Raw genomic sequence first — 20,985 nt, 5'->3', positions numbered from 1 at the left:
AGTTGTGGCTGTGCCTGTGTGCAGCTGTCGCTGCTGTTCAGTTGTCGGTGTTCAGTTGTGGCTGTGCGTTTGGTGCAGACTGACCGGGCTCCCGGCTCCCCTCCGGAAGGGAGCCCGGCCAGCCGATCCTGGGCGGGGCGGCCGGTGTGGTGCTCAGCCGGACTGGGCGAGCAGCATCACGAGGATGACCGCGCCGATACCGCCGAAGACGGTGTTCCTGGCCTTGATTCCGACGGCCAGTGCGATGAAGCCGATGATTCCCATCGGGCCGTACTTCCACTCGATGAGCTGCTCGAATGCGACGGCGAGAGCGGCGAGGACGATGGCGGCGAGCGGCATGTCGGTCCCTCCTTCGGGACGGGTCGCCCTGGGACGGTGAGGCGGAACCCTGCTGAGGACCGTCCACCTGGTCGATGGATCCGACCCTGGTGGCCAACCCCTTGAAGCTTTGACCATGTTGCTCAAGTTGGTAACCAACTCCACTGTACTTATCTCCGCTTGGAAGCGTCTCATAACCACCTTTCTTTGAACTGACGCAAGATGGCGAGAAGTTGTACTGTTTGGTCGTGGAACCGAAACACGCCGCCGTCAATGGACGGGCGAGGTCACAGGCGCCACCCAAGTCACATCAAGAGGTGGCCGACGAGCTGCGCGCCCGCATCAGGTCGGGTGAGCTGCGGCCCGGCCAACGCATGCCGACCCAGGCCAAGTTGGCAGACGAGTTCGGCGTCGAGCGGGGGGCCGTACGCCAGGCGCTGCGCATCCTGCAGTCGGAGCACCTGCTCACCAACGTCTCCAAGGGCAGCCCGGCGACCGTCGCACCCGACCTGAGCAGGGCGCTGATCGGCCCCGGAGCCCCGCCCCAGCCCACGATGGTGGCGCTGGCCCCCCGCGTCGCGGCCGCGTTCGCCGGCACGCACGTCGAGATCGACGCCCTGTGCCTCACCTCGATCAACCTCACCCTCGCCATCGGCGAGCCACTGCGCCAGATCCACGCGGGGCAGCTGAATCCGGCCAAGGTCGACGTCCGTGTCCTGCTGCCCAGCCGCGACATCGAGCTCGCCTTCCCGACGCCCGTGGACCCCACCGACGACGACTCCGTGCACCGCCGCTGGCTCTCCCAGCGCAACGCCCAGGGCCAGGTCCTCCAGCACAACCTGCTGGCCCTGCGCTCCTCGCACGGCATCGACGTCGACGTCTCGTTCCGCGCCCTGCCCTTCACCCCGCCCGTGAAGCTGTACCTGCTCAACAGCACGGAGGCGCTCTTCGCGTACTACACGCTCACGCGACGCGAGCAGGAGATCGAGCACGAGCACCTGGAGATGTACGACGCCGAGGGCTCCCAGTCCATGCTGTTCGCCTTCGAGCAGGGCGGCGGCTTACGTGACACCACGTTCGTGGAGCAGTCGCAGCTGTGGTTCAACGCACTGTGGGAGACGATCAGTTCGGAGCTGGTGCTCACGAGCTGACGTCTCCCACGGGGTGGTTCGCGGTGTGATCCGACCTCATAGAGCGGGCCCCGCGACCAGCACGGCGAGCATGACGGCGCCGATGGAGCTGAGCGCCGGGCTCTTGGCCTTGATACCGATGGTGAGCAGCAGCAGTCCGAGGATGCCGGTGGCGCCGTACTTCCACTGGACCATCTGTTCGAAGCCGACGACGAACACTGCGGAGATGAGGGCGAGGGCAGGCACGGTGTTTCCCCCTTCGGGCTTCCTGGGCGGCGGGACGAGCAGTGGGGGGTGCGTGTGTGACGTCTCCGGATGAGGAGGCAAAACTTCCGCCAACTTGGCCAAGTTGGTAACCATCTCTGACTAGGTTGTCCCCAGTTGGTACCTACTCATAAACAAGTAGCAGACAACTCCCCATAGATGGATCGCAGTTGTAGCGTTTGGTCGTGACTCAGGAGAACGTGGCAGTGAACGGCAACAGAATGTCGCCCCAGGAGATCGCCGACGCCCTGCGGGAGCGGATCCGCGGCGGAGAACTCAAGGCGGGGGACCGCCTGCCCACCCAGGCCGACCTCGCCGAGGAGTTCGGCGTGGAGCGCGGCACCGTGCGCCAGGCCCTCCGGGCGCTCCAGGACGACGGTCTCCTGAGCAACGTCAGCAAGGGCAGCCCGCCCCGTGTCGCCGAGCCGGCACCGGTGCTGGGCGAGCCCCAGCCGACGATGGTCGGGCTGGCCCCGCGCTTGGCGGACGCGTTCTCGCAGCCGCACGTGCGCATCGACGCGGCCTGTCTGACCGCCGAGACCTTGATGCTGGCCCTGAGCTCGCCGCTGCGTCGGATCCATGAGGGGAAGGTGCGCCCCGAGTCGATCGACGTGCGCATCCTGCTGCCCTCCAGGGACATCACGCTCGCGTTCCCGGCGCCGGTCGACGGCGACGACGAGTCGGTGCACGACCGCTGGCTGTCCATGCGCAACGCTCAGGGCCACGTCCTGAGGCACAACCTGCTGGCCCTGCGCTCCTCGCACGGCATCGACGTGCACGTCACCTTCCGCGCCCTGCCCTTCACCCCGCCGGTGAAGCTGTACCTGCTCAACGGGGCCGAGGCGCTGATCGCGTACTACATGATCACGCGCCGCGAGGAGCCCACGGACTCCGGCACCCTCGACATGTACGACACCTTGGGCACCGAATCCCTCCTCTTCTCCTTCGTCCAGCGGGCCGGCCAGCGTGACGCCGCATTCGTGGAGGAATCCCAGAAGTGGTTCGACGCCCTCTGGGAAACCATCACCACGGACCTGACACTTCCCTAGTGACTTCTGATACGACGCAGACTGATCCGGTGGCAGCAGAGAACGAGAACGACACGGAGCAGCTGGAGAAGCTCCGTGAGCTGATCAAACCTGCCCGGGTCGTGCTCTGGGACTTCGACGGCCCCGTCTGCCGCCTGTTCGCCGGGCACTCGGCGGAACGCGTGGCGGTGGAACTGGTGGACTGGCTGGAGGGCCGTGGACTGCACGGCCTGGTCACGGAGGCCGAGCGCGAGTCGCTGGACCCGCATGTCGTCCTGCGCGCCGTGGACCGCCGCCACCCCGGCAGCGACCTGGTCGCCGAGCTGGAGGAACGTCTCACCTTGGAGGAACTGCGGGCCGTTTCCTCGGCGATGCCGACCATGTACGCCGACCCGCTGATCCGCACCTGGAAGGCGATGGGCGCCCGCCTGGCCATCGCCACGAACAACTCCCCGCGTGTGGTCAGCGCGTACCTCCAAGGGCGTGACCTGGCTTCCTGCTTCGCCCCCCACATCTACGGCCGCACCCAGGACCTCCACCGCCTCAAGCCGGACCCGGACTGCCTCAACCGCGCCCTCACGGTGATGGGCGCGGCCCCGTCCGCCGCCCTGATGATCGGCGACACCCCCTCGGACTACCTCGCCGCCCGCAGCGCCGGGGTTCCGTTCCTCGGCTACGCGCGTAACAACCGCAAGGCGAAGCTGCTTCGGGAGGCCGGAGCCACGTCGATCGTGCAGTCGCTGTTTCCGGTACTGCACGCGGTGCGGGATCAGGCCTGAGTCATCAGCACCACGAACACGACCGCGGCCCCGACGGCCAGTCCGGACCGTCGCGCCCGGATCCCCACGCCGACCAGGAACAGGAGCAGCACGCCGACGACGCCGAGCTGCGCCTGTGCCCGCTGCACGAGGTAGATCTCGAAGAGCTCCATGACCACGTGGAGCGACAGCATGCCCCCCACCTCCCTTCCACTTCCAGGATGGCCTCAACTATCCGTCCAATTGGACTGGTTGAGTTGAAGGTGGTCTGCCCGGTCCGATTGATCCCTTAACCAACGGGCCAATATGACTGCCAAGTTGACCGGACCATGGTTTGTCGGCGGACCGGGAGCGGTACGGTCCAGGTGTGGACGCACAGCAGACCAGCGACGGTGGGGGCAAGGAGTTCCAGAAGGTCTCCGACGAGCTCCGCAGCCGGATAACCGACGGGACCTACCCCCTTGGGTCCTTCCTGCCGTCACAGCGCGATCTCGCCGAGGAATTCGGCGTCTCCCGGGACACCGTGCAGCGGGCGCTGCGCGAACTCGCGGGTGAACGGTGGATCGACCCGCGACAGGGCAGCGGCACCCGCGTGGTCAACACGCAGCGCATCCAGTCGTCGGACCCCAAGGCGACCCGGTCGCGGCACGGCGCGACACTGGGCCCCTTCATCAGCGAGGCGTTCGAGCGGCCCGAAGTCACCCTGGACGTCTACACGTTGACCTCCGAGTCCCTGGACGCGCACATCCGCCTTCAGGCGGAGCGGATCCGGGGCGGTTTCATCCGTCCCGAACACATCGCCCTGCGCATGCTTCTACCGTCTACGGCCCTGCAACTGCCCTATCCGAAGGCCTTGGACATCGACGAGGACACGCCGCGGCTGCAGGCCCGCCTGCGCGCCATCACGGAGCGGCACACGGACTCGCTGCGCCACGTCCTGAGGGAACTGCACGCCGAAAAGTTGGTGCCGTCCGTCGATGTGCAGATACGGCATGCTCCGCTGACGCCGACGTTCAAGCTTTATCTGCTCAATGGGGTAGAGGCGCTGCATGGCCTCTACGGGATCACCCGGCGTCCGGTGGTGATCGGCGAGGAAGAAATCGATGCCCTCGACGTTCTGGGCCTCGGAGCCACGCTGACCCACCACGTGAAGGACACGGACCAGAACTCGTCCGGGTCCGTGTTCGTGGAAAGCATGGAGTCCTGGTTCGAGTCGGTCTGGACGTTGCTGACCGACTGACCGTCAGCCCTCGAAGCACGCTCGAGAGGGGCGCGAGATCGAGTCCAGTCGAAGGCTGTTACCATGCCCGCACCGACTGAGCAAACGCTCGCCTTCTTTCGTATCAAGAGGCTAAACCAGCCAGCTCCGAACGGGCTCGCGCTGGTCTCATGCAGATGGGTGGCAATGCGCCCGCCGTGGCCCTACAGGGGCCACTCTGTCGTGCGCGACGCCACCACCGTGCTTACCGTTTGCCATACTGTCCGTCTCATACCCGGAGCAGCCCGTGGGCGCACCTCTCTATACCCGTCCCACGCCTGACGCCGCGTACCGGGTGTTCGTGGAGCAGGCCGCTCTGTCGGGGCAAGCCATCAGCGGGCACCACAACCGGAACTACGTACTGCCCCTCCCGGAGACCACCGCGCGGCTCCTTCACCGTGACGCCGGTACGTCCGTGACCGTGCGGATCCGGCGTGCCGAGGCGCTGCCCGTGGTGATCAGGACCTGGGAGAACGAGGCAGCGGTCCTCGATGCCATCAAAGGGGTCCTGCCGCACGTTCCGGAGTGCCTCGTCAACCAGGACGGCTTCGCTATCCACAGCTATGTGGAAGGCGTTCCGCTCTCCAGCGTCTGCGACAACGGCAAGCCCGTCGACACGCTGCTCATCAAGGCGCTGGCCGGCCTGCTCGCCCAGATGACCCAGGTGCGGCGCGGGGTGCTGCCGCCGCTACCGAAGGCCTGGCCCAGCAACCATCTGGACAGCCAGGGATTTCTGCAGACCCTGGCGCACCTCGCCGACCAGCAGATCAGGCGGCCCAACTGGGGTGCATTCGGCGGGTTGTTCGCGGCGCTCGGCGTCCCGGAGGACGCCATGGTCCGCCTGGCCGAGCGGGTCCCCGCGATGGCACGGCGGCCGTACAGCCTGCTCCACGCGGACCTCCACCGGGACAACCTGATCCTGCCGTACGCCGCCGAAAAACCCCCCCTCATCTGCGTCGACTGGGAGCTGGCGACCTACGGCGATCCGCTGCATGACCTCGCGACGCATCTTGTGCGCATGCGGTACCCGTCCCATCAGCGGAGCGAGGTGGTGGACGCGTGGGCGGAGGCGATGCAGGAGACCCGCCCGGCCGCCGTCAACGGCCTGGCCCGGGATCTGCGCCACTACGTCGCCTTCGAGCTGGCCCAGTCGGTCTACCCGGACGTGATGCGCGCCGCGCGGTCGCTGGAGGAGTCCTTCACCCAGAACAGCCTGGACGAGGCGACGGTGGAGGTGCATCGGGCCCTCGATGCGGCGGCCGGACCGCTCCGGCTCGGCAAGGTGCCGAGCGAGGGCGAGATCGAAGGGGCTCTCTTCCGGTGGCTGGCGTCGCGGAACCAGCGGGTCGGTGGTGGCCGGGACCTGATCGCTCAGGCCTTCACCTGGGAGCCGGACCGACGCCTCCCCGAGCACCCCGAATTTCCGGACTCCGCTGTCTCGGACGCATTGATGGCGGAGGGAGCCGCCCCGGCGGGCCAGGTGTTCAAGGGCACCGCGCATCTCAACACGGCGGTCCGGGTGCCGGACATCGGTTTTCCCGTCGTCGTACGGCGCAGGCTGCTGGGCGTCTGCCGCCGGGAACGCAGCTTTCTCAGCGAGCACGCGGTGCTGCGGGCCATCGAGGAATCGCCCGCGCAGGTGGCGGCGCCGAGGGCGCTCGCGCTCGGCCGGTGCTATCCCGGTGACCCTTTCACCATTCACACGTACGTCGGACCCCATGACATCGGGCGGCCCCCCAGCCATCCCGTCCACGGTCTGTTGCCCCATGAGGCGGACGGGCTCGTCCGCCAGCTCGCCGCGCTGACGGAGGTCGACTACAAGCGGGTCGACCCCGCGGCCGGCGAAGGTGGGTTCCACCGCTGGCTGACCGAACAACTCCTGGTTCTGGTCAGGGAGTTGCCGAAGGAATCCCAGCAACTGGCCCGGCAGCTGGGGCTGCCCGACGCAGACGGCTTGCGGCAGATCCTGTCTCGTCACGAGGTGACCGACAGGAAACCGGCACTGCTGCACGGCGACCTCAACCCCTGGAACCTGGTCCGTCGTGACGACAGCCTGGCGCTGACCATCATCGACTGGGAGATGGCGGTGGTCGGGGATCCGCTCTACGACCTCGTCCGGCACATGCACCTCACCCCGACGAGGCCGGAGATCCGCGACCGGATGTTCCGGCTGTGGGAGCGCCTGCTGCCCTCCGAGTACACACGTGATTGGGCCAAGGACTGGCGTGTGTACCGCTGGATCGAGATCGTGCGGTCGGCCTATATCGACCTTGACCGGCTGGTCACCGGAGCGAGCCTGGACGCTCCGAACGTACGCCGTGCCGTGGATTCGTATGCCATGACTCTGGCTGCGGCCAAGGGATCGCTGGGCCTGCCGGCCCGTGGGACGGCGAACCCCTATCTTGCCCGTGCTCTGGTCTAGGGAGACCATGACTTCACCCAAAGGCGGGTTGCCCACGGGCATATGACGTTGCGTCGGTTGCGGACGACGTGCGGAGGGGCGGGGGCATGCTTCAACGGGGGAGCAGAGCGACCGACGACGGTGTGGGCAGGCGGCTCAGGCGCGTTCAGGAGCGCTATGAACCCGCCGTGACCCGCCTCCTGCTGGCTCTGGTCTTCGTCACCGGGCTGCTCGCCCAGTTCGTGAAGCCGGTCGGCGACGCCCTGGAGGGCAAGGCGTATCTCGGCGGCGCACTGCTCAGCCTGGTCGGTTATGTGCTGTACGACGCGGTGAAGGAGCTCTCCTCCTCGGTGCGGGTGCCGACGCGGCCGCTGGTGAACTCCAGTCAGCTCGGCAGTTTCGTCAGCGAGGCCTTCCAGACCAGGAAAGTGGAGATAAGTTTCCTCGGCTATACCGGCGAGACCCTCTACCACGAGCTGTACCACCGTCTGGAGGACCTGTCCGACAACCCCGGGCCCACCCGGAGGGTGTCGGTGCGGATACTCGTCCCGGACTTCGGGCAGCCGATGACCGTGCCCTCGAGGGTGGGCGGCGACGGACGGCCGGTCGACGACGTGACGTTCCGTGAACGCATGTCCCGGCGTTGCCAGGAGTACGACGAGGTACTTTCGGACATCGCTGAGCGGCTCACCGCCACCGGCAGGCTGGTCGTCGAGTGCGAGTACCGCTGCTATACGGGCATCCCGCGCGACAAGATCTGCATTTTCAACCGCGTGCAGGTGCTGCATGGCCTGTACGACCTGTCCGCGCGTCTGCACCACCGGGGCGAGGACTACTTCGACCCGAAGGGCCTTCGAACCGACCTCAACGTCTGGTCCCGGCAAGGCACGGCAGCCGCGGAGGAAGCCGTCACCACCTGGATCAAGCACTTCGACGACCTCTGGAGCCTCGCCACGGTTCCTGCCTGGAGGCAGGGCTACGCGAGCTGAGGCCACCGCCGCTGCGATGCGTAGGCTCACCCCATGAGCGAGATCGGCCTGCGTGAGCGCAAGAAGCGGCGGATGTATCAGTCCGTGTCGGACATCGCCATCCGGCTGTTCCTGGAGAAGGGCTTCGATGCCGTCTCCGTGGCGGAGATCGCCGCCGCGGCCGAGATCTCCAAGCCGACGCTGTTCCGGTACTTCCCCGCGAAGGAGGACCTCGTCCTGTACCGGATCGCCGATCACGAGGACGAGGCCGCGCGGGTTGTCGGTGAGGGCGACCGGGCGCCCCTTGTCGCGTTGCGGCGGCACTTTCTGGACGGGCTGGAGCGGGGTGATCCCATCACCGGGATGAATGACCATCCCCAGGTGGTGGCGTTTCATGCGCTGCTGTACGGGACGCCGGCCCTGGTCGCGGGGATGTACGGCCACCTGGAGCGGGCGGAGGCCGCGCTGGCCGAGGCGCTCGGCGGTGATCTGGACGCTCGGCTGGCCGCGGGGCAGATCGTGGCCGTGCGGCGGATCCTCGCGCAGGAGAACTGGCGGCGGATCAGGGGAGGGGAGCCGGTGGAGGAGGTGCGGCGGGATGCCATCGTGGCGGCCGAGCGGGCGTTTGCGCAGTTGGAAGGCGCGTTTCCGTATCTTGCCTGACGTCTTCGATACCCAGTAAGAAATGTTACTCGGTTGCGTTATTCCGGTACGCTTGCTGGAATGACGTCACCCGACCCCGCCCTCCAGGACTCCCTCCGTCTTGAACGCGCCCACCACGACCGCTGCCGCACCGCCCTCGCCGCCATGGTCGACGGCGCCCAGGAACATGTCGTCACCGGCGAGGACGTCTCCGCCTCCGGTGCCGATGCCGAAGTGCTCGGATACCGGCTGCGCAGCCGGGCCAAGGAGATGCGTGAGCTGCCCGAAGGGCCCCTGTTCTTCGGTCGGTTGGACTTCCGGACCGACAGTGAGCACGGCGGGCAGCACTATCACATCGGGCGGTTGCGGATCACCGAGCACCCCGCCGTCCCGCCCCTCGTCGTCGACTGGCGCGCGCCCGTCTCCCGGGCCTTCTACCAGGCCAGTGCCCGTGATCCACAGGACGTGGTGGTCCGGCGGCGCTTCGGCTGGGCCCCCGGCAGCCGCGGTGACTCCGCCGACCTGACCGGGATGGAGGACGAGCACCTCGGGCGTGGCGAGGAGCGCGTCAGCGGCATCGTCACCCGCGAGATGGAGCGCCCCCGCGTCGGGCCCATGCGGGACATCGCGGCGACCATCCAGCCCGAGCAGGACGATCTCGTACGAGGTGATCTCGCCCGGTCGGTGTGCGTGCAGGGCGCTCCCGGCACCGGCAAGACCGCTGTGGGTCTCCATCGCGCCGCCTATCTCCTCTACACCCACCCGCAGCGCATCCGGCGCGGTGGACTGCTCATCCTCGGGCCCAACCGCACCTTCCTCTCCTACATCTCCGAGGTGCTGCCGGCCCTCGGCGAGACCGGCGTACGGCAGTCCACGCTCATCGAGGAGATCGCCCGGCATCCGGTGAGCGGCAGGGACGACCCAGCCGCCGCCCTCCTCAAGCACGACGCCCGGATGGCCGACGTCCTGCGGCGGGCGCTGTACGCGCGCGTGTCGGTCGAGAGCGCCGACTCCCTTGCCGTTCCGGACGGTTCGTACCGGTGGCGGGTGTCCGGTGATGAGCTCGAGCGGATCGTCGCGGGAGTGCGGGCCGAGCAGCCGCCGTACGTCATCGGGCGGGAGCGGGTGCGGACGCGGATCGTGGAGCGCATTCGGGCGCAGGCGGAGCGGCGTGCGGGGGCGGTGCCGGGTGCCTGGGTGCGGAAGATCGAGCGGGCGCGAGCGATCGGTGAGCGCCTGGACGCCGTATGGCCGCGGGTGCGGCCCGAGGAGGTCGTCGCCGAACTCCTCACCGACGCCGATGTGTTGGCCGGGGCCGCCGACGGGGTGTTCGACGCCGACGAGCAGAAGGCGCTGCTGTGGGCCCGACCGCCGCGTTCGTGGAAGAGCGCACGCTGGTCGGCCGCCGATCTCGTCCTGCTCGACGAGGTCGCCGGGCTCATGGAGCATCCCCAGGGGTACGGCCATCTCGTCGTCGACGAGGCGCAGGACCTCTCCCCGATGGAGTGCCGGGCCATCGCCCGCCGGGCGTCCTTCGGGTCGCTGACCGTGCTCGGGGATCTGGCGCAGGGGACCACGCCGTGGGCCGCGCGGTCCTGGCCCGCGCTCCTCGCCCACCTCGGGAAACCGGACGCTGCCGTGGTGCCGCTCACCACCGGGTTCCGGATGCCGCGGGCCGTCGTAGACCTGGCGAACCGGCTGCTGGCGCGGCTGGATGTGGACGTGCCGGCCGCCCGGTCGCTGCGCGGGGACGGGGAGTTGACCTTTCTGTAGGCGGCGTCCGGCGATCTGCCTGGGGCATTCGTCGAGGCCGTGCGGGCCGCGATCGGTCGCGAAGGGTCCATCGGAGTCGTCGCCGCCGATGTGGATGTCGAGCGGGTGCGGTCGGCGCTCGGGGCGGCCGGGGTCGCGGTGGGCGGGCCGGAGGCGCTGGGTGCCCGGGTGTCCGTCGTGCCCGCGAGCCTCGTCAAGGGGCTGGAGTACGACCACGTCGTCGCCGTGGAGCCGGCGACGATCGCGGAGGCGGAGGAGCGGGGGCTGCACCGGCTGTACGTCGTCCTGACGCGGGCGGTGTCGCGGCTGGAGGTGGTGCACGGGCGGCCGTTGCCGTTCTGAGCGGGTCCGGTGAAGTCCGTGCGGTTCGGCAGCGCCCCGAAGGGGCGCGGGAACTGCGCGACCAGCCCCCACCGGCCCGCGCGCTCATTACCGCGTTTGCAGCGGAGCGCTCAGCAGCGGGATCAACTGCTCCTCCTCGTACGTCAGATGCTCCTCCAGCTCCGTCGCCAGGCGCTCGATCTCGGCGCGGGCGGACGCTGCGTCTCCCTCGGCGGACACGGCGGCGCGCAGCTCCTCCACCAGCTCGGCGATCCGCTCGTGCTCCTCGCGGAGCCGGGTCAGGACGGGGGCGGACTCGGGGTGCCGGTCGGCGAGGACCGGGAACATGCCCATGTCCTCGGCGGTGTGGTGGTAGTGCAGGCCGTGGCAGAAGGTGAGGCAGTTGACGCGGAGCTGGGCGCCGAGGGCGGTGCCGTCGGCCATCTCCTTGCGGATCAGGGCGAGTTCACGGCGGAAGCCGTCGTGGATGACCTTGATCGCCTCGCCGAGAGAGCCCGCCCTGATGTTCGGTGGGCCGTCCTGCTCGATCTCGTACAGCGCGACCACGGGTATCACGCGGCCTGCCTTCTCCTGGTACTCCGCCCAGCCCGGCTCCGCCTCGACGGCCCGCGCGAAGGCCTGGTCCCGTTCCTCGCCCTCCAGGACGACGGCCCGCGCGGGATACGTGAACGCACCGCTCTCGACGGTGACTTGGGGGTTGGCGCGGAGGTTGTGGTACCAGGCGGGGTGCCGGGGGGAGCCGCCGGCCGAGGCGATGACCAGGACGCGTTCGGCGCCGTCGGGGAGGAAGCCGAGGGGCGTGGTGTGCGGGGTGCCGGTGCGGGCTCCGGTGGTGGTCAGCAGCAGGAGCCGGGCGCCTTCGAAGTAGCCGCCGACCGCGCCGTTGTTGGCGCGGAACTCGTCGATGATCTGTTGGTTGAAGTCGTTGGGCATGCGTCTGTGTTCTCACTTCTTTCTCGATCGCTGATGTCCCATGCGGACGCATGGGCGGGAGATACGGCGAAGAGAAAGAAGCGGCGGGCCTCTCGCCCGCGATGGCCTCACTCAGAGGCCGGGCACCCAACTCGCTCACGGCACAAGGCCGACCCGGCAGTCATGGACGGGACGTTAACCGGGGGAGAGGATGCGCGGCAAGCGCATTTGTCCGATCCTGTTGGACGATGCTCCTTTTTCTCGATGTGGACGGGACGCTGATCCCGTTCGGGGCGACCTGGCCCTACCCGGAGTACGAGGCACGGTTCGCGCTGCCGGAGGGCGCCGACCATCCGCTGCTGCCCCGCGTCGATCCCGGGCTCGGGGCCCGGCTCACCGCGCTGGACTGCGAGTTGGTGTGGGCCACGACCTGGATGGACGACGCGAACCAGTGCCTGGCGCCCTGGCTCGGCCTGCCCCCGCTGCCGCTGGTCGACTGGCCCGGCGGCGGCGAGGGCAAGCCACGCGGCCTGCACTGGAAGACCCGGCCGCTGGTCGACTGGGCGGACGGGCGGCCCTTCGTCTGGGTCGACGACGAGATCACCGACGTGGACCGGGAGTGGGTGGCCGCCCATCACCCCGTACGGGCCCTGCTGCATCGCGTGGATCACCGGTACGGGCTGACCGACGCGGACTTCCGGGTACTTCAGCGGTGGATCAGCGGGCGGTGCGGCCCAGCAGCTCGGTGACCCGCATGAAGCTGTCCGTGCCGTGGCCCTCGGCGATGACGCGGCGGGCCAGGCCCTCGGTGACGCGCATCAGGCTCGCGTCGATGCCGTGCCCCTCGGCGGTGTGGATGATGTGCGCCATGGTGGAGGCGGCGGAGGTGATGGGGTTGATCTCGCCGGAGTAGGTGCCGTTGTCGACGTCGGCGGCGAACTCGGTGAACAGGGGCCCCTGGATCGCGCCGATGCCCTGCGCGAAGGGTGCCAGCTCGCGGGCGGTGATCCCCTCGGCGCGGGCCACCGCGAGCGCGTGCGCATAGCCCGCCATGGACGTCCAGAAGATGTCGAGCAGGGCGATGTCGTAGGCGGCGGCGCGGCCGATGTCCTCGCCGAGGTGGGTGTGGGTGCCGCCCAGGGCGGACAGGGCGGGCTCGTGCTGGTCGTAGAGCTCCTTCGGGCCGCTGAGGATGAAGACGCCCTCAGGTGTTCCGATGTCCGGCGTGGGGGTCATGATCGCGCCGTCCAGGTAGCGGATGCCGTGCGCGCCGGCCCAGTCGGCCGTGTCCCGGGCGCGGTCCGGGGTGTCGGCGCTGAGATTGACGACCGTACGGCCCTTGAGAGCGGCGGTGACGGTGTCCTCGCGGAGGATCGCGTCGGAGGCGTCGTAGTTCACCACGCAGACCACGGTGAGCGGGCTCGCGGCCACCGCCTCCGCCGCCGACCCGGCCACCGACGCCCCGCGCTCGACCAACTCCCGTTCCCTGCCCGGGGTGCGATTCCATACGGTGGTCCGCAGACCGGCGTCGACGAAGGCACCGGCCAGGGCCCGGCCCATCGGACCCAGGCCGAGGACGGTGACGGCGGACTGGTCGTCGTACGTAGACATGCTTCAACTCCCGTAAAATGTGCAGCAATTGATGACAAAGGGGGCGAGGATGACGCGCAGTCGTGCTCAGGACACGAACGTGTGCGGAGTGACCGCCGCGATCGCGGTGATCGACGGCAAGTGGAAGCCGAACCTGCTGTGGCTGCTGGAATCCGGCCCGCAGCGGCCCGGCGAACTGCGCCGTCGGCTGCCGGGCCTCACCGAGAAGGTGCTGACCCAGGCGCTCCGCGAGATGGAGGCCGACGGTCTCGTGCACCGGGAGGTGCACGACGTACTACCGCTCAAGACGGTCTACTCCCTGACGGACTTCGGCCGTGAACTCTCCGAACTCCTCGCTCCCCTCTCCGACTGGGGCCACCGCCGCCTGGACCGGCTCCGCGCCTCCTGACCTCGCGACTTCAGCCTCGCCCGGGCGCCGCGCGCTGCCAAGTACCCACTTTTTTGTGGGTACTCCGGGATGGGGCGGGAGGGACCTCTCCGGTACGCCGACGCTAGTACGCGCGGTTACTCCCGCTGTCAGACGACCTCGCCGTCCCCGCCCGGCACCGTGTTTCACATGAATCAGAGCCTGAAACTGAGCCGTCCCGCACGCCGGGCTTCCGTCGTCGTCCATGTCGTCGCCTCGGCGAGCTGGCTCGGGCTCACGCTCGGGCTGCTCGCGCTGGCGGTCACCGCGATCACCACCGGGTCCGCGGTGACCGCCGAGGCATCCGTCCGGGCCATGAAGCTGTTCGCCGACTGGCTGCTGCTACCTGCCGCGTTCCTCACGCTCCTCACCGGCCTGCTGCTGTCCCTGGGCACCCAGTGGGGGCTCGCACGGCACCGCTGGGTCTACACCAAGTTCTGGCTGACCCTGGCCACGATCACCGCCACCGCCTTCGCCCTGCGCCCCGGCCTGGGCGCCACGGTCACCGCCGTCGCCGAGACCGGGTCCGTGCCCGACACCACCGACATCGTGATGGGGCCGATCGTCTCCCTGTCCGCCTATGTCTTCATGACCGTGATCTCGATCCTGAAGCCCTGGGGACTGACCCGGCGCGGCCGGAACGCGCGGGCAGCCGTCCGCCGGCCTGTGAGCGCCGGGAATCCTGTCCCATCGGACTCCGTCGAGGCGGTGTGACGACGTTCGCCGCCGCAGAGGCGGGCCGGGTCGTCATTCCCCTTCGCAGATGCCCTCGACAGCGAACTTCTGGTACAGGTGCGGATAGGCGACGGTGCCGGCAGGGTAGCGCTCCAGGTGCGAGGCGAACTCCGGCGTGCCGAGTGCCGCACGGAGGTGCTCGGTGGACTTCCAGACAGCGACGTTGGTGAAAAGGCGGCTGCCGCCGATGCCCCGGTACAGCTGCACCGAAAGAAGGCTCCCCGACTTCTTCATGTACTCCGCGTCGTCCGCCCAGGCGGCCACCACCTCGTCCTCCTTGCCTTCCGGGGCGACAAACGTGTTGATGATGGTGACGGGGCCGGCCTTCTCCTTCTGCTGGTCGCGGAAGGCGGTGGACTCGTCGAGGTTGCCGAACTTGAGCATGATTCCTCCATGAATTCGAGGGGGCGTGGCCCCCGCCCGTGGTGCGCTTTCAGGCGTGGTGCTTGCCGAGGAAGTCGGTGGTGAGCTGCAGCCACTCGTCGGTCCGCTCCAGCATCGGCAGGTGGCCGGTGGCGATTTCCACGAGTTGGGCGCCGGGGATGGTCTCGGCGAGGTGGCGGTGCAGGGCGGTGGAGATGAGCCGGTCGTCGGTGGTCGAGACGACCAGGGTGGGGACCTTGACGCCGGCGAGGTCGTCCCGGACGTCGACCTGGCCGACGAGGTCGGTCTGCTCGGAGCTGCCGTCGGCCGCGCCGGCGGCGACGTAGCCGAGGGTCTGCCGCAGTTGCTCGGCCGGCATCGACTCCAGTGCCTGGGTGCCGAGGGCCATCAGGAGCTGAAATTCGGCGAGCAGCTCGCGGTCGCCGGACGCGGCGATCTTGCTCCAGACCGAGGAGGCGAGCGCGAGCCGGTTGTCGCGGTGCGGGAAGGCGGCGGTCAGGACGAGTGCGCTGACGCGCTCGGGGTGGCGGGCGGCGGCCCGGATGGCGACCGGACCGCCGAGGGAGTAGCCGGACACGGCGAAGCGGTCGAGGCCCTCCGCGTCGGCGGCGGCGATGAGCTGGTCGGCGAGGTCGTCGACGGACAGCGGGGTGCTGGAGCGGGGAGTGTCGCCGCTGCCGGGGTAGTCGACGCCGACGACGGTGTGGCGGGCGGCGAGAGCCTCCAGGACGGGGCCGTAGGTGCCGGCCAGGCTGCTGCCGGCGCCGTGGGCGAGGAGCAGGCCGGGGCCGGAGCCGAGGCGCGTGCGGGAGAAGGTGGCTTCGGGCAGGTTGCGAGGTGACATGGTCATCCGCCTTTCGAATGGGCGCCGTCACGCATGAGAATCATCCAGTGCGTGTGATTGCTTTCCAGGTCTATCACACGCAACGTATGATTTGGGCGCGGATTGTGGCCTCAATCACACTCGATGTATGATTTGCGGGTAGGGTGGCGGTATGCAGCAGCCTCTCCATCGCCGCCGGCCGACCCCGGGCAACCCGCGCGTGCAGCGCACCCGCAACCGTGTGCTGGCCGTCGCGCGAGAACTGCTGCCTCAGGTCGGAGCCGCGGGGCTGACCTATGCCCTGCTGGCCGAGCGGGCGGACGTCACCCGCCAGACCCTCTACCGGCACTGGCCCACCCGAGCCGCACTGCTCTTCGACCTCGTCCTCGAAGGTCCCGACCTCGGCACCTACCCCGAACCGGGCAGCGATGCGGGCGCCGTGGCCACCGCCTGGCTGAAGAGCCTGCGCGCCGGCGTCGGCGTGCCGGCCGTGCGCACCGCGGCTCTGGCCGTCGCCGCCCAGGCCGACCACGACCCCGACAGCGCCCAGGCGCTCGTCCGCATCGGCGAGGACCGCCACACCGACTTCAACAAGCTGCTGGAGCCTTCGGGCGTCCAGATCAGCGACGACGAGTTCACCCTGCTCTACGGGCCCGTCCTCGCCCGGCTCTTCCTCGACCGGGGCCAGGTCACCGACGCCTTCATCGACGCCGTCGTGGCCCAGTGGCTCACCATGCTGGAGCGTGCCGGCGCACTGCGGGACGCCCAGTAGCAGTCGCCGAGAGCTCTTGACAGAGGCCAACCGGAACAGCCAGTACGGCGATTGGCTTCATGGAAGCTTCATGCGCTCAGTGGCACGTGCTTGATGAGGCGGCTGTTGCCTGGCGGTCATGCACGTACTCCTCGTCCCGCCGGTGGACAGCGTTGATCACCCTGCTGTGCGGCACCTGACTTCGGCGGTCGACACCGCACTGTCCGGGTCCGTTCTGTAGCCGACTCTCCATTACGGCGGGGACCCTCGCCGTCCTGCGCAGGCCCTGCCCGGCCTGGCGACGGCGCCGTGACGCACGCGCATACGACCTGACTCGCACACAGACTGAAGAGGGGATCCGGAAATGATCTCCACCGCAAGCCCACCGACGTGGCCGCGCTGGCACGGGCCACAGCCGAGCGACTGCGCCCTCAGTACGAAGACCAGCTGGTGACCCTCGTCGTGGACGCAGGCACCCTCGTCGGTGCCTTCTGCGACCCGGACCGGATCACCCAGGTCCTGGTGAACCTGCTCGGCAACGCACTGGCCGCATGCGACCGGCACGGGCAGGTGACGCTGTCCGTGCACACCGAACCGTCTCCCGGGCACCACGTGATCGTGCGCGTCATGGACGACGGCATCGGCATCGCCGAACACGACGTCGAGCGCATCTTCCACCGCTTCGAACGCCTTGAGCATCCCGGCCGCCCCGCTGCCGCCGGTGGCAGCGGCATCGGCCTGACCATCGCCCGGGGCATCGCCCGAGCCCACGGCGGAGACATCACCCCGGAATCCCCTGGGCTGGGCAAGGGAGCGACGTTCACCTTGCGCCTACCGCAGGAACCCGCCCCAGGGGCCGACATCCCTCCGGCTTCCCGCTGACGCCATCGACCCATCGACCCCGGACGCGTCGACCGGGGAGCCGAGTGCGCCACGGAGCGGATTCAGTGGGCCCGTAAGCGCGGGCGGGCTCGTCAGGCCGCCTGGTTGGGCCGAACGGGCGTGGTGTGGCGCACTTTTGCAAGCGGGTGCTTGCAATAGTTAGCGGGGGTGGTGCAAGGTGGGGACATGGCATCGCTCAACGTCGGCAATCTCGGTGAGTACCTGCGCGAGCAGCGGCGCAATGCGCAGCTGTCGCTCAGGCAGCTCGCCGACGCCGCCGGGGTGTCCAATCCGTATCTGAGCCAGATCGAGCGCGGGCTGCGCAAGCCGAGCGCGGAGGTGCTGCAGCAGGTCGCCAAGGCGCTGCGGATCTCCGCCGAGACGCTGTACGTGCGGGCCGGGATCCTCGACGCCGAGCGGGACCGGGACGAGGTGGAGACCCGTGCGGTCATCCTCGCCGATCCCACGCTGAACGAGCGGCAGAAGCAGGTGCTGCTCCAGGTCTACGAGTCCTTCCGCAAGGAGAACGGGTTCGAGACCGGCACCACGGTGGCGGATGGCCGCGACGGGGCGGCCGACGCGGACCCTCAGGGCATAGCGGACGACGACGCTCAGGATGACGACGCCCGACACAGTGACACCGCCGTACGCGGCACCCGCAAGGCCGGCGGCAGCGACGCCGCCCCGCAGCAGTCGGCGGGCTGACGTGACCCAGCACCACGCCGACTGACCCGCGGGACCCAAAACCCTCAAGCGCACGCGACCCGGGAGGACCATCACCATGGCCATCACCGACGACCTCCGTAAGACCCTCAGCGACCCGACCCCGCTCTACTTCGCCGCCGGCACCGCCGACCTGGCCCTCCAGCAGGCCAAGAAGGTGCCCTCCCTGGTGGAGCAGCTGCGCGCCGAGGCGCCGGCCCGTATCGAGGCCGTACGCAGCACCGACCCGAAGTCCGTCCAGGAGCAGGCCACCGCCCGCGCCAAGGAGGTCGGCGCCCGGGTCAAGGGGACGCAGGAGAACGTCCAGACCAAGGTCAACGAGTTCATCGGCTCGCTGGACGCCGACATCAAGAAGCTCGGCAGCACCCTCGACGCCGACCTGAAGAAGCTCGGCGAGACCGCCCAGGACATCGCGCTGCGCTCGGTCGGCGTCGCCGCCGAGTACGCCGTCAAGGCCCGCGAGACCTACGAGAAGGTCGCCGAGCACGGCGAGCAGGCCGTGAAGACCTGGCGCGGCGAGGCCGCCGAGGAGATCGAGGAGTTCGCGGTCGCGGTCGAGCCCAAGGCCGAGCCGGTCGAGGTCAAGGAAGCCGGCCAGGCCAAGGCCGACGCGAAGCCCGCCGAGGCCAAGGCCGAGCCCGCCCCGGCGAAGAAGACCGCCGCGAAGAAGGCTCCGGCCGCCCGCAAGACCACGGCCAAGAAGACGACGCCGCCGGCCAAGTAAGGCAGGCGCATACGGGCGGGTCGTTCCGTCCGCCGTGCGATAACGGGTCGGGCACTCCTTGAGTGCTCGGCCCGTTCTGCGGGTAGCGGCTTTCCCGTTACGGGTACGGTGACCGCGTAGGGACTAACCGATTCGGGTGGTGGACGTTGTGCTGATGCAGGGGTTCGCAGGGTTCATGTGGCTGCTGAGTGTCGCCCTGATCCTTTTCAGCGGCTTCGCTCTCTTCGACGCCGTCACGCGCCGCGAGGACGCCTACCGCGCGGCCGACAAGCAGACCAAGCCGTTCTGGCTGATCATCCTCGGGATCGCCTTCGTGGTGAACCTGATCTTCAACATCCTGTCGTTCCTGCCGATCATCGGCCTCATCGCCACGATCGTCTACATGGTCGACGTCCGCCCGGCGATCCGCAGCCTCCCTGGCGGCGGCCGCCCGAGGAGGGGTTCGAGCAGCGACGGCCCGTACGGCCCGTACAACGGCGGACGGTAAGCGAAGCGCCCCAAAGGGGCGCGGGGCTGTATCAATTTGCGGCTCCGCCGCGTGGGCGCGAACCAGCCACAACGGACGGAAAGACGGCGTACAAGCGGAGCTGAACGGCGAGCTTCCGCTCAGCCCGCCCGATCCAACAGCAACACCGCAACGTCATCCGTCAGCTCACCCCCATTGAGCTGCCGCACCTCATTCACCGCGGCCGTCAACAACGCCTCCCCGCGCAGGCCCTCCCCGAACTGCCGACGGACGAGTTCCACCATCCCGTCCTGCCCGAGCCGCTCCCGCCCCTCACCGACACGCCCCTCGATCAGCCCGTCGGTATAGAGCATCAGGCTCCACTCCCGCCCCAGCTCCACCTGCGTCCGCGGCCACCGCGCACCAGGCAGCAGCCCGAGCGCGGGCCCGTTGTTGTCATACGGCAGCAACCGCGCGGGCCGCCCCGGCCGAGCAACCAGCGGCGCCGGATGCCCCGCAAGGCACAGCCCCGCCCGCCGCCCGTCCGGCGCGATATCCACCGTGCACAGCGTCGCGAAGATCTCCTCGTCGGCGCGCTCATGCTCCAGCACCTGCTGCAACGTGCCGAGCAGCTCATCCCCGCACAGCCCCGCCAGGGTCAGCGCCCGCCAGGCGATACGCAGCTCCACGCCGAGCGCCGCCTCATCCGGGCCATGCCCGCAGACGTCGCCGATCATGGCGTGCACCGTGCCGTCCGGCGTGCGGACGACGTCGTAGAAGTCACCGCCGAGCAGCGCACGCGAGCGCCCCGGGCGGTACCGCGCGGCGAACCGCAGCGAGGAGCCCTCCAGCAGCGGCGTCGGCAGCAGGCCGCGCTCCAGGCGCCGGTTCTCCTGCGCCCGCATCCGGCCCTCGGCGAGCCGCCGCTCGGCCGTGTCGGAACGTTTCCGCTCCACGGCGTACCGGATCGCCCTGCTCAGCAACCGGCCGTCCAGTTCATCCCGGAAGAGGTAGTCCTGCGCGCCCACACGTACCGCCTCGGCGGCGCGCTCGGTGTCGCCGGACGCGGTCAGTGCGAGAACGGCGTGCCGGGGCGCGAGCTCCAGGACGTGCTTGAGTACGGCCAGCTCGTCCTCGGCATCGGCCCGCCCGGGCGCGGGCAGCGCGAGGTCGAGCAGGATGCAGTGGACGTCGTCGGTCAGCAGCCGCTCGGCCTCGGTGAGATTGCGGGCCGTGCGGATACGGATCGGCTTGCCTGACGAATCGAGCAGTTCGGGCACGATCGGCGAGCCACCGGGATCGTCCTCGATCACCAGCAGGGTCAGGTTGTTCGCGGCAGTGCCGCTCGGGTTGTCGACCGGCTCTGCCGTGCGCGGGGCCTCTTGCTTGGAGGGGCCGCGCACTGTGGACGCGGCCGGCGCCTGACCACTTTCCACGGCCGGGATCGCTCTCTGCCGCGGTACGGGTACGGGCATTGTGTTGGGTTCCTTCCCTCCCCCCGAGGGCATGGCCGGGGGACGAGGAAGTCCTCCCACCGACCGGGACCATAGCGGTAGTCGGCGCCGTAAAGGAATGGTGTGACGCACGCCGCTCGGCACTCGGCCGCTGTCATATGCCGCGTTCTGTACCGCAGTTGGACAGGGCGACCACGAGACGGGAATGACGAAGGTCACGTCGGCGGAGGTTTGAACGGTCGTGCCAGGTGGG

At 69.2% G+C, this 20,985-nt stretch carries 23 protein-coding genes and 1 pseudogene; 16 read left to right on the top strand and 8 right to left on the bottom strand.

What is annotated here, in order from left to right; translation table 11 throughout:
• Window positions 1–153: 153 nt before the first annotated feature.
• Window positions 154–339 carry a hypothetical protein gene (locus ACTWQO_RS02850; protein WP_362952133.1) on the bottom strand — a complete coding sequence of 62 codons (186 nt, stop codon included), beginning with the start codon at window positions 337–339 and terminating at the stop codon, window positions 154–156.
• Between the two features lie 221 nt (window positions 340–560).
• On the opposite strand from ACTWQO_RS02850, the gene ACTWQO_RS02845 reads away from it, so the two are divergent.
• A complete protein-coding gene (locus tag ACTWQO_RS02845; RefSeq protein WP_443235578.1) occupies window positions 561–1,469 on the top strand; it encodes a winged helix-turn-helix domain-containing protein in 909 nt (302 codons plus the stop codon).
• A gap of 36 nt (window positions 1,470–1,505) precedes the next feature.
• On the opposite strand, the gene ACTWQO_RS02840 is transcribed toward ACTWQO_RS02845, so the two are convergent.
• The gene (locus ACTWQO_RS02840; protein ID WP_301982077.1) at window positions 1,506–1,694 is read right to left on the bottom strand and encodes a hypothetical protein; all 189 of its coding nucleotides are present in this window, start codon (window positions 1,692–1,694) and stop codon (window positions 1,506–1,508) included.
• Between the two features lie 197 nt (window positions 1,695–1,891).
• Between ACTWQO_RS02840 and ACTWQO_RS02835 the strand changes: the two genes are divergently transcribed.
• Window positions 1,892–2,761, top strand: a complete 870-nt coding sequence (locus tag ACTWQO_RS02835) for a GntR family transcriptional regulator (protein ID WP_443235577.1) — start codon at window positions 1,892–1,894, stop codon at window positions 2,759–2,761.
• Window positions 2,710–3,519 carry an HAD family hydrolase gene (locus tag ACTWQO_RS02830; RefSeq protein WP_443235576.1) on the top strand — a complete coding sequence of 270 codons (810 nt, stop codon included), beginning with the start codon at window positions 2,710–2,712 and terminating at the stop codon, window positions 3,517–3,519. Before ACTWQO_RS02835 ends, ACTWQO_RS02830 begins: the two co-directional genes overlap by 52 nt.
• Here ACTWQO_RS02830 and ACTWQO_RS02825 read toward each other — a convergent pair.
• Window positions 3,510–3,692, bottom strand: coding sequence for a hypothetical protein (locus ACTWQO_RS02825; protein WP_443235575.1), 183 nt, complete (start codon window positions 3,690–3,692; stop codon window positions 3,510–3,512). The genes ACTWQO_RS02830 and ACTWQO_RS02825 overlap by 10 nt on opposite strands.
• A 173-nt stretch (window positions 3,693–3,865) precedes the next feature.
• On the opposite strand from ACTWQO_RS02825, the gene ACTWQO_RS02820 reads away from it, so the two are divergent.
• The 5 genes and pseudogenes from ACTWQO_RS02820 to ACTWQO_RS02800 all read left to right on the top strand — a co-directional run bounded on the left by ACTWQO_RS02820 (window position 3,866) and on the right by ACTWQO_RS02800 (window position 10,882).
• Entirely contained in the window at window positions 3,866–4,738 is an 873-nt protein-coding gene (locus tag ACTWQO_RS02820; RefSeq protein WP_443235574.1) for a winged helix-turn-helix domain-containing protein, read from the top strand.
• 265 nt (window positions 4,739–5,003) lie between these two features.
• Window positions 5,004–7,178, top strand: a complete 2,175-nt coding sequence (locus ACTWQO_RS02815; RefSeq protein ID WP_443235573.1) for a phosphotransferase family protein — start codon at window positions 5,004–5,006, stop codon at window positions 7,176–7,178.
• Window positions 7,179–7,345: 167 nt separating this feature from the next.
• Window positions 7,346–8,146, top strand: coding sequence for a hypothetical protein (locus tag ACTWQO_RS02810; protein ID WP_443235572.1), 801 nt, complete (start codon window positions 7,346–7,348; stop codon window positions 8,144–8,146).
• 33 nt (window positions 8,147–8,179) lie between these two features.
• Complete coding sequence (locus ACTWQO_RS02805; protein WP_443235571.1) at window positions 8,180–8,788, top strand: TetR family transcriptional regulator; 609 nt, start codon at window positions 8,180–8,182, stop codon at window positions 8,786–8,788.
• A 60-nt stretch (window positions 8,789–8,848) separates the two neighbouring features.
• A pseudogene (locus ACTWQO_RS02800) lies at window positions 8,849–10,882 on the top strand (HelD family protein).
• A gap of 87 nt (window positions 10,883–10,969) precedes the next feature.
• On the opposite strand, the gene ACTWQO_RS02795 reads toward ACTWQO_RS02800, so the two are convergent.
• Window positions 10,970–11,815 (bottom strand): nitroreductase/quinone reductase family protein, encoded by an 846-nt coding sequence (locus ACTWQO_RS02795; protein WP_443235570.1) that lies wholly within the window; start codon window positions 11,813–11,815, stop codon window positions 10,970–10,972.
• A 227-nt stretch (window positions 11,816–12,042) separates the two neighbouring features.
• Between ACTWQO_RS02795 and ACTWQO_RS02790 the strand changes: the two genes are divergently transcribed.
• A complete protein-coding gene (locus tag ACTWQO_RS02790) occupies window positions 12,043–12,543 on the top strand; it encodes an HAD domain-containing protein (protein WP_443235569.1) in 501 nt (166 codons plus the stop codon).
• On the opposite strand, the gene ACTWQO_RS02785 is transcribed toward ACTWQO_RS02790, so the two are convergent.
• Window positions 12,512–13,405, bottom strand: a complete 894-nt coding sequence (locus tag ACTWQO_RS02785; RefSeq protein WP_443235568.1) for an NAD(P)-dependent oxidoreductase — start codon at window positions 13,403–13,405, stop codon at window positions 12,512–12,514. The two genes, ACTWQO_RS02790 and ACTWQO_RS02785, sit on opposite strands and share 32 nt — an antisense overlap.
• Before the next feature lie 49 nt (window positions 13,406–13,454).
• Between ACTWQO_RS02785 and ACTWQO_RS02780 the strand changes: the two genes are divergently transcribed.
• Complete coding sequence (locus ACTWQO_RS02780; protein WP_443235567.1) at window positions 13,455–13,793, top strand: winged helix-turn-helix transcriptional regulator; 339 nt, start codon at window positions 13,455–13,457, stop codon at window positions 13,791–13,793.
• 168 nt (window positions 13,794–13,961) lie between these two features.
• Window positions 13,962–14,525 (top strand): DUF2269 domain-containing protein, encoded by a 564-nt coding sequence (locus ACTWQO_RS02775; protein WP_443235566.1) that lies wholly within the window; start codon window positions 13,962–13,964, stop codon window positions 14,523–14,525.
• 33 nt (window positions 14,526–14,558) lie between these two features.
• On the opposite strand, the gene ACTWQO_RS02770 is transcribed toward ACTWQO_RS02775, so the two are convergent.
• Window positions 14,559–14,930 (bottom strand): antibiotic biosynthesis monooxygenase family protein, encoded by a 372-nt coding sequence (locus ACTWQO_RS02770; RefSeq protein ID WP_443235565.1) that lies wholly within the window; start codon window positions 14,928–14,930, stop codon window positions 14,559–14,561.
• Between the two features lie 49 nt (window positions 14,931–14,979).
• The gene (locus ACTWQO_RS02765; RefSeq protein ID WP_443235564.1) at window positions 14,980–15,774 is read right to left on the bottom strand and encodes an alpha/beta fold hydrolase; all 795 of its coding nucleotides are present in this window, start codon (window positions 15,772–15,774) and stop codon (window positions 14,980–14,982) included.
• A 151-nt stretch (window positions 15,775–15,925) separates the two neighbouring features.
• On the opposite strand from ACTWQO_RS02765, the gene ACTWQO_RS02760 reads away from it, so the two are divergent.
• The 5 genes from ACTWQO_RS02760 to ACTWQO_RS02740 all read left to right on the top strand — a co-directional run bounded on the left by ACTWQO_RS02760 (window position 15,926) and on the right by ACTWQO_RS02740 (window position 19,320).
• The gene (locus ACTWQO_RS02760) at window positions 15,926–16,525 is read left to right on the top strand and encodes a TetR/AcrR family transcriptional regulator (protein ID WP_443235563.1); all 600 of its coding nucleotides are present in this window, start codon (window positions 15,926–15,928) and stop codon (window positions 16,523–16,525) included.
• Between the two features lie 369 nt (window positions 16,526–16,894).
• On the top strand, window positions 16,895–17,386 hold the full coding sequence (locus ACTWQO_RS02755; protein WP_443235562.1) for a sensor histidine kinase: 492 nt from the start codon (window positions 16,895–16,897) through the stop codon (window positions 17,384–17,386).
• 186 nt (window positions 17,387–17,572) lie between these two features.
• Window positions 17,573–18,091 carry a helix-turn-helix domain-containing protein gene (locus tag ACTWQO_RS02750; RefSeq protein ID WP_443235561.1) on the top strand — a complete coding sequence of 173 codons (519 nt, stop codon included), beginning with the start codon at window positions 17,573–17,575 and terminating at the stop codon, window positions 18,089–18,091.
• Between the two features lie 76 nt (window positions 18,092–18,167).
• Window positions 18,168–18,833 (top strand): hypothetical protein, encoded by a 666-nt coding sequence (locus tag ACTWQO_RS02745; protein ID WP_443235560.1) that lies wholly within the window; start codon window positions 18,168–18,170, stop codon window positions 18,831–18,833.
• Between the two features lie 154 nt (window positions 18,834–18,987).
• Complete coding sequence (locus ACTWQO_RS02740; RefSeq protein WP_210577780.1) at window positions 18,988–19,320, top strand: DUF2516 family protein; 333 nt, start codon at window positions 18,988–18,990, stop codon at window positions 19,318–19,320.
• Window positions 19,321–19,439: 119 nt separating this feature from the next.
• Here ACTWQO_RS02740 and ACTWQO_RS02735 read toward each other — a convergent pair whose 3' ends face one another.
• Complete coding sequence (locus ACTWQO_RS02735; protein ID WP_443235559.1) at window positions 19,440–20,753, bottom strand: PP2C family protein-serine/threonine phosphatase; 1,314 nt, start codon at window positions 20,751–20,753, stop codon at window positions 19,440–19,442.
• Window positions 20,754–20,985: the final 232 nt, after the last annotated feature.

This window comes from Streptomyces sp. 4N124 (genome assembly GCF_052245395.1).
Lineage (GTDB): Bacteria > Actinomycetota > Actinomycetes > Streptomycetales > Streptomycetaceae > Streptomyces.
This window is presented reverse-complemented; position numbering and strand designations above follow the sequence as displayed.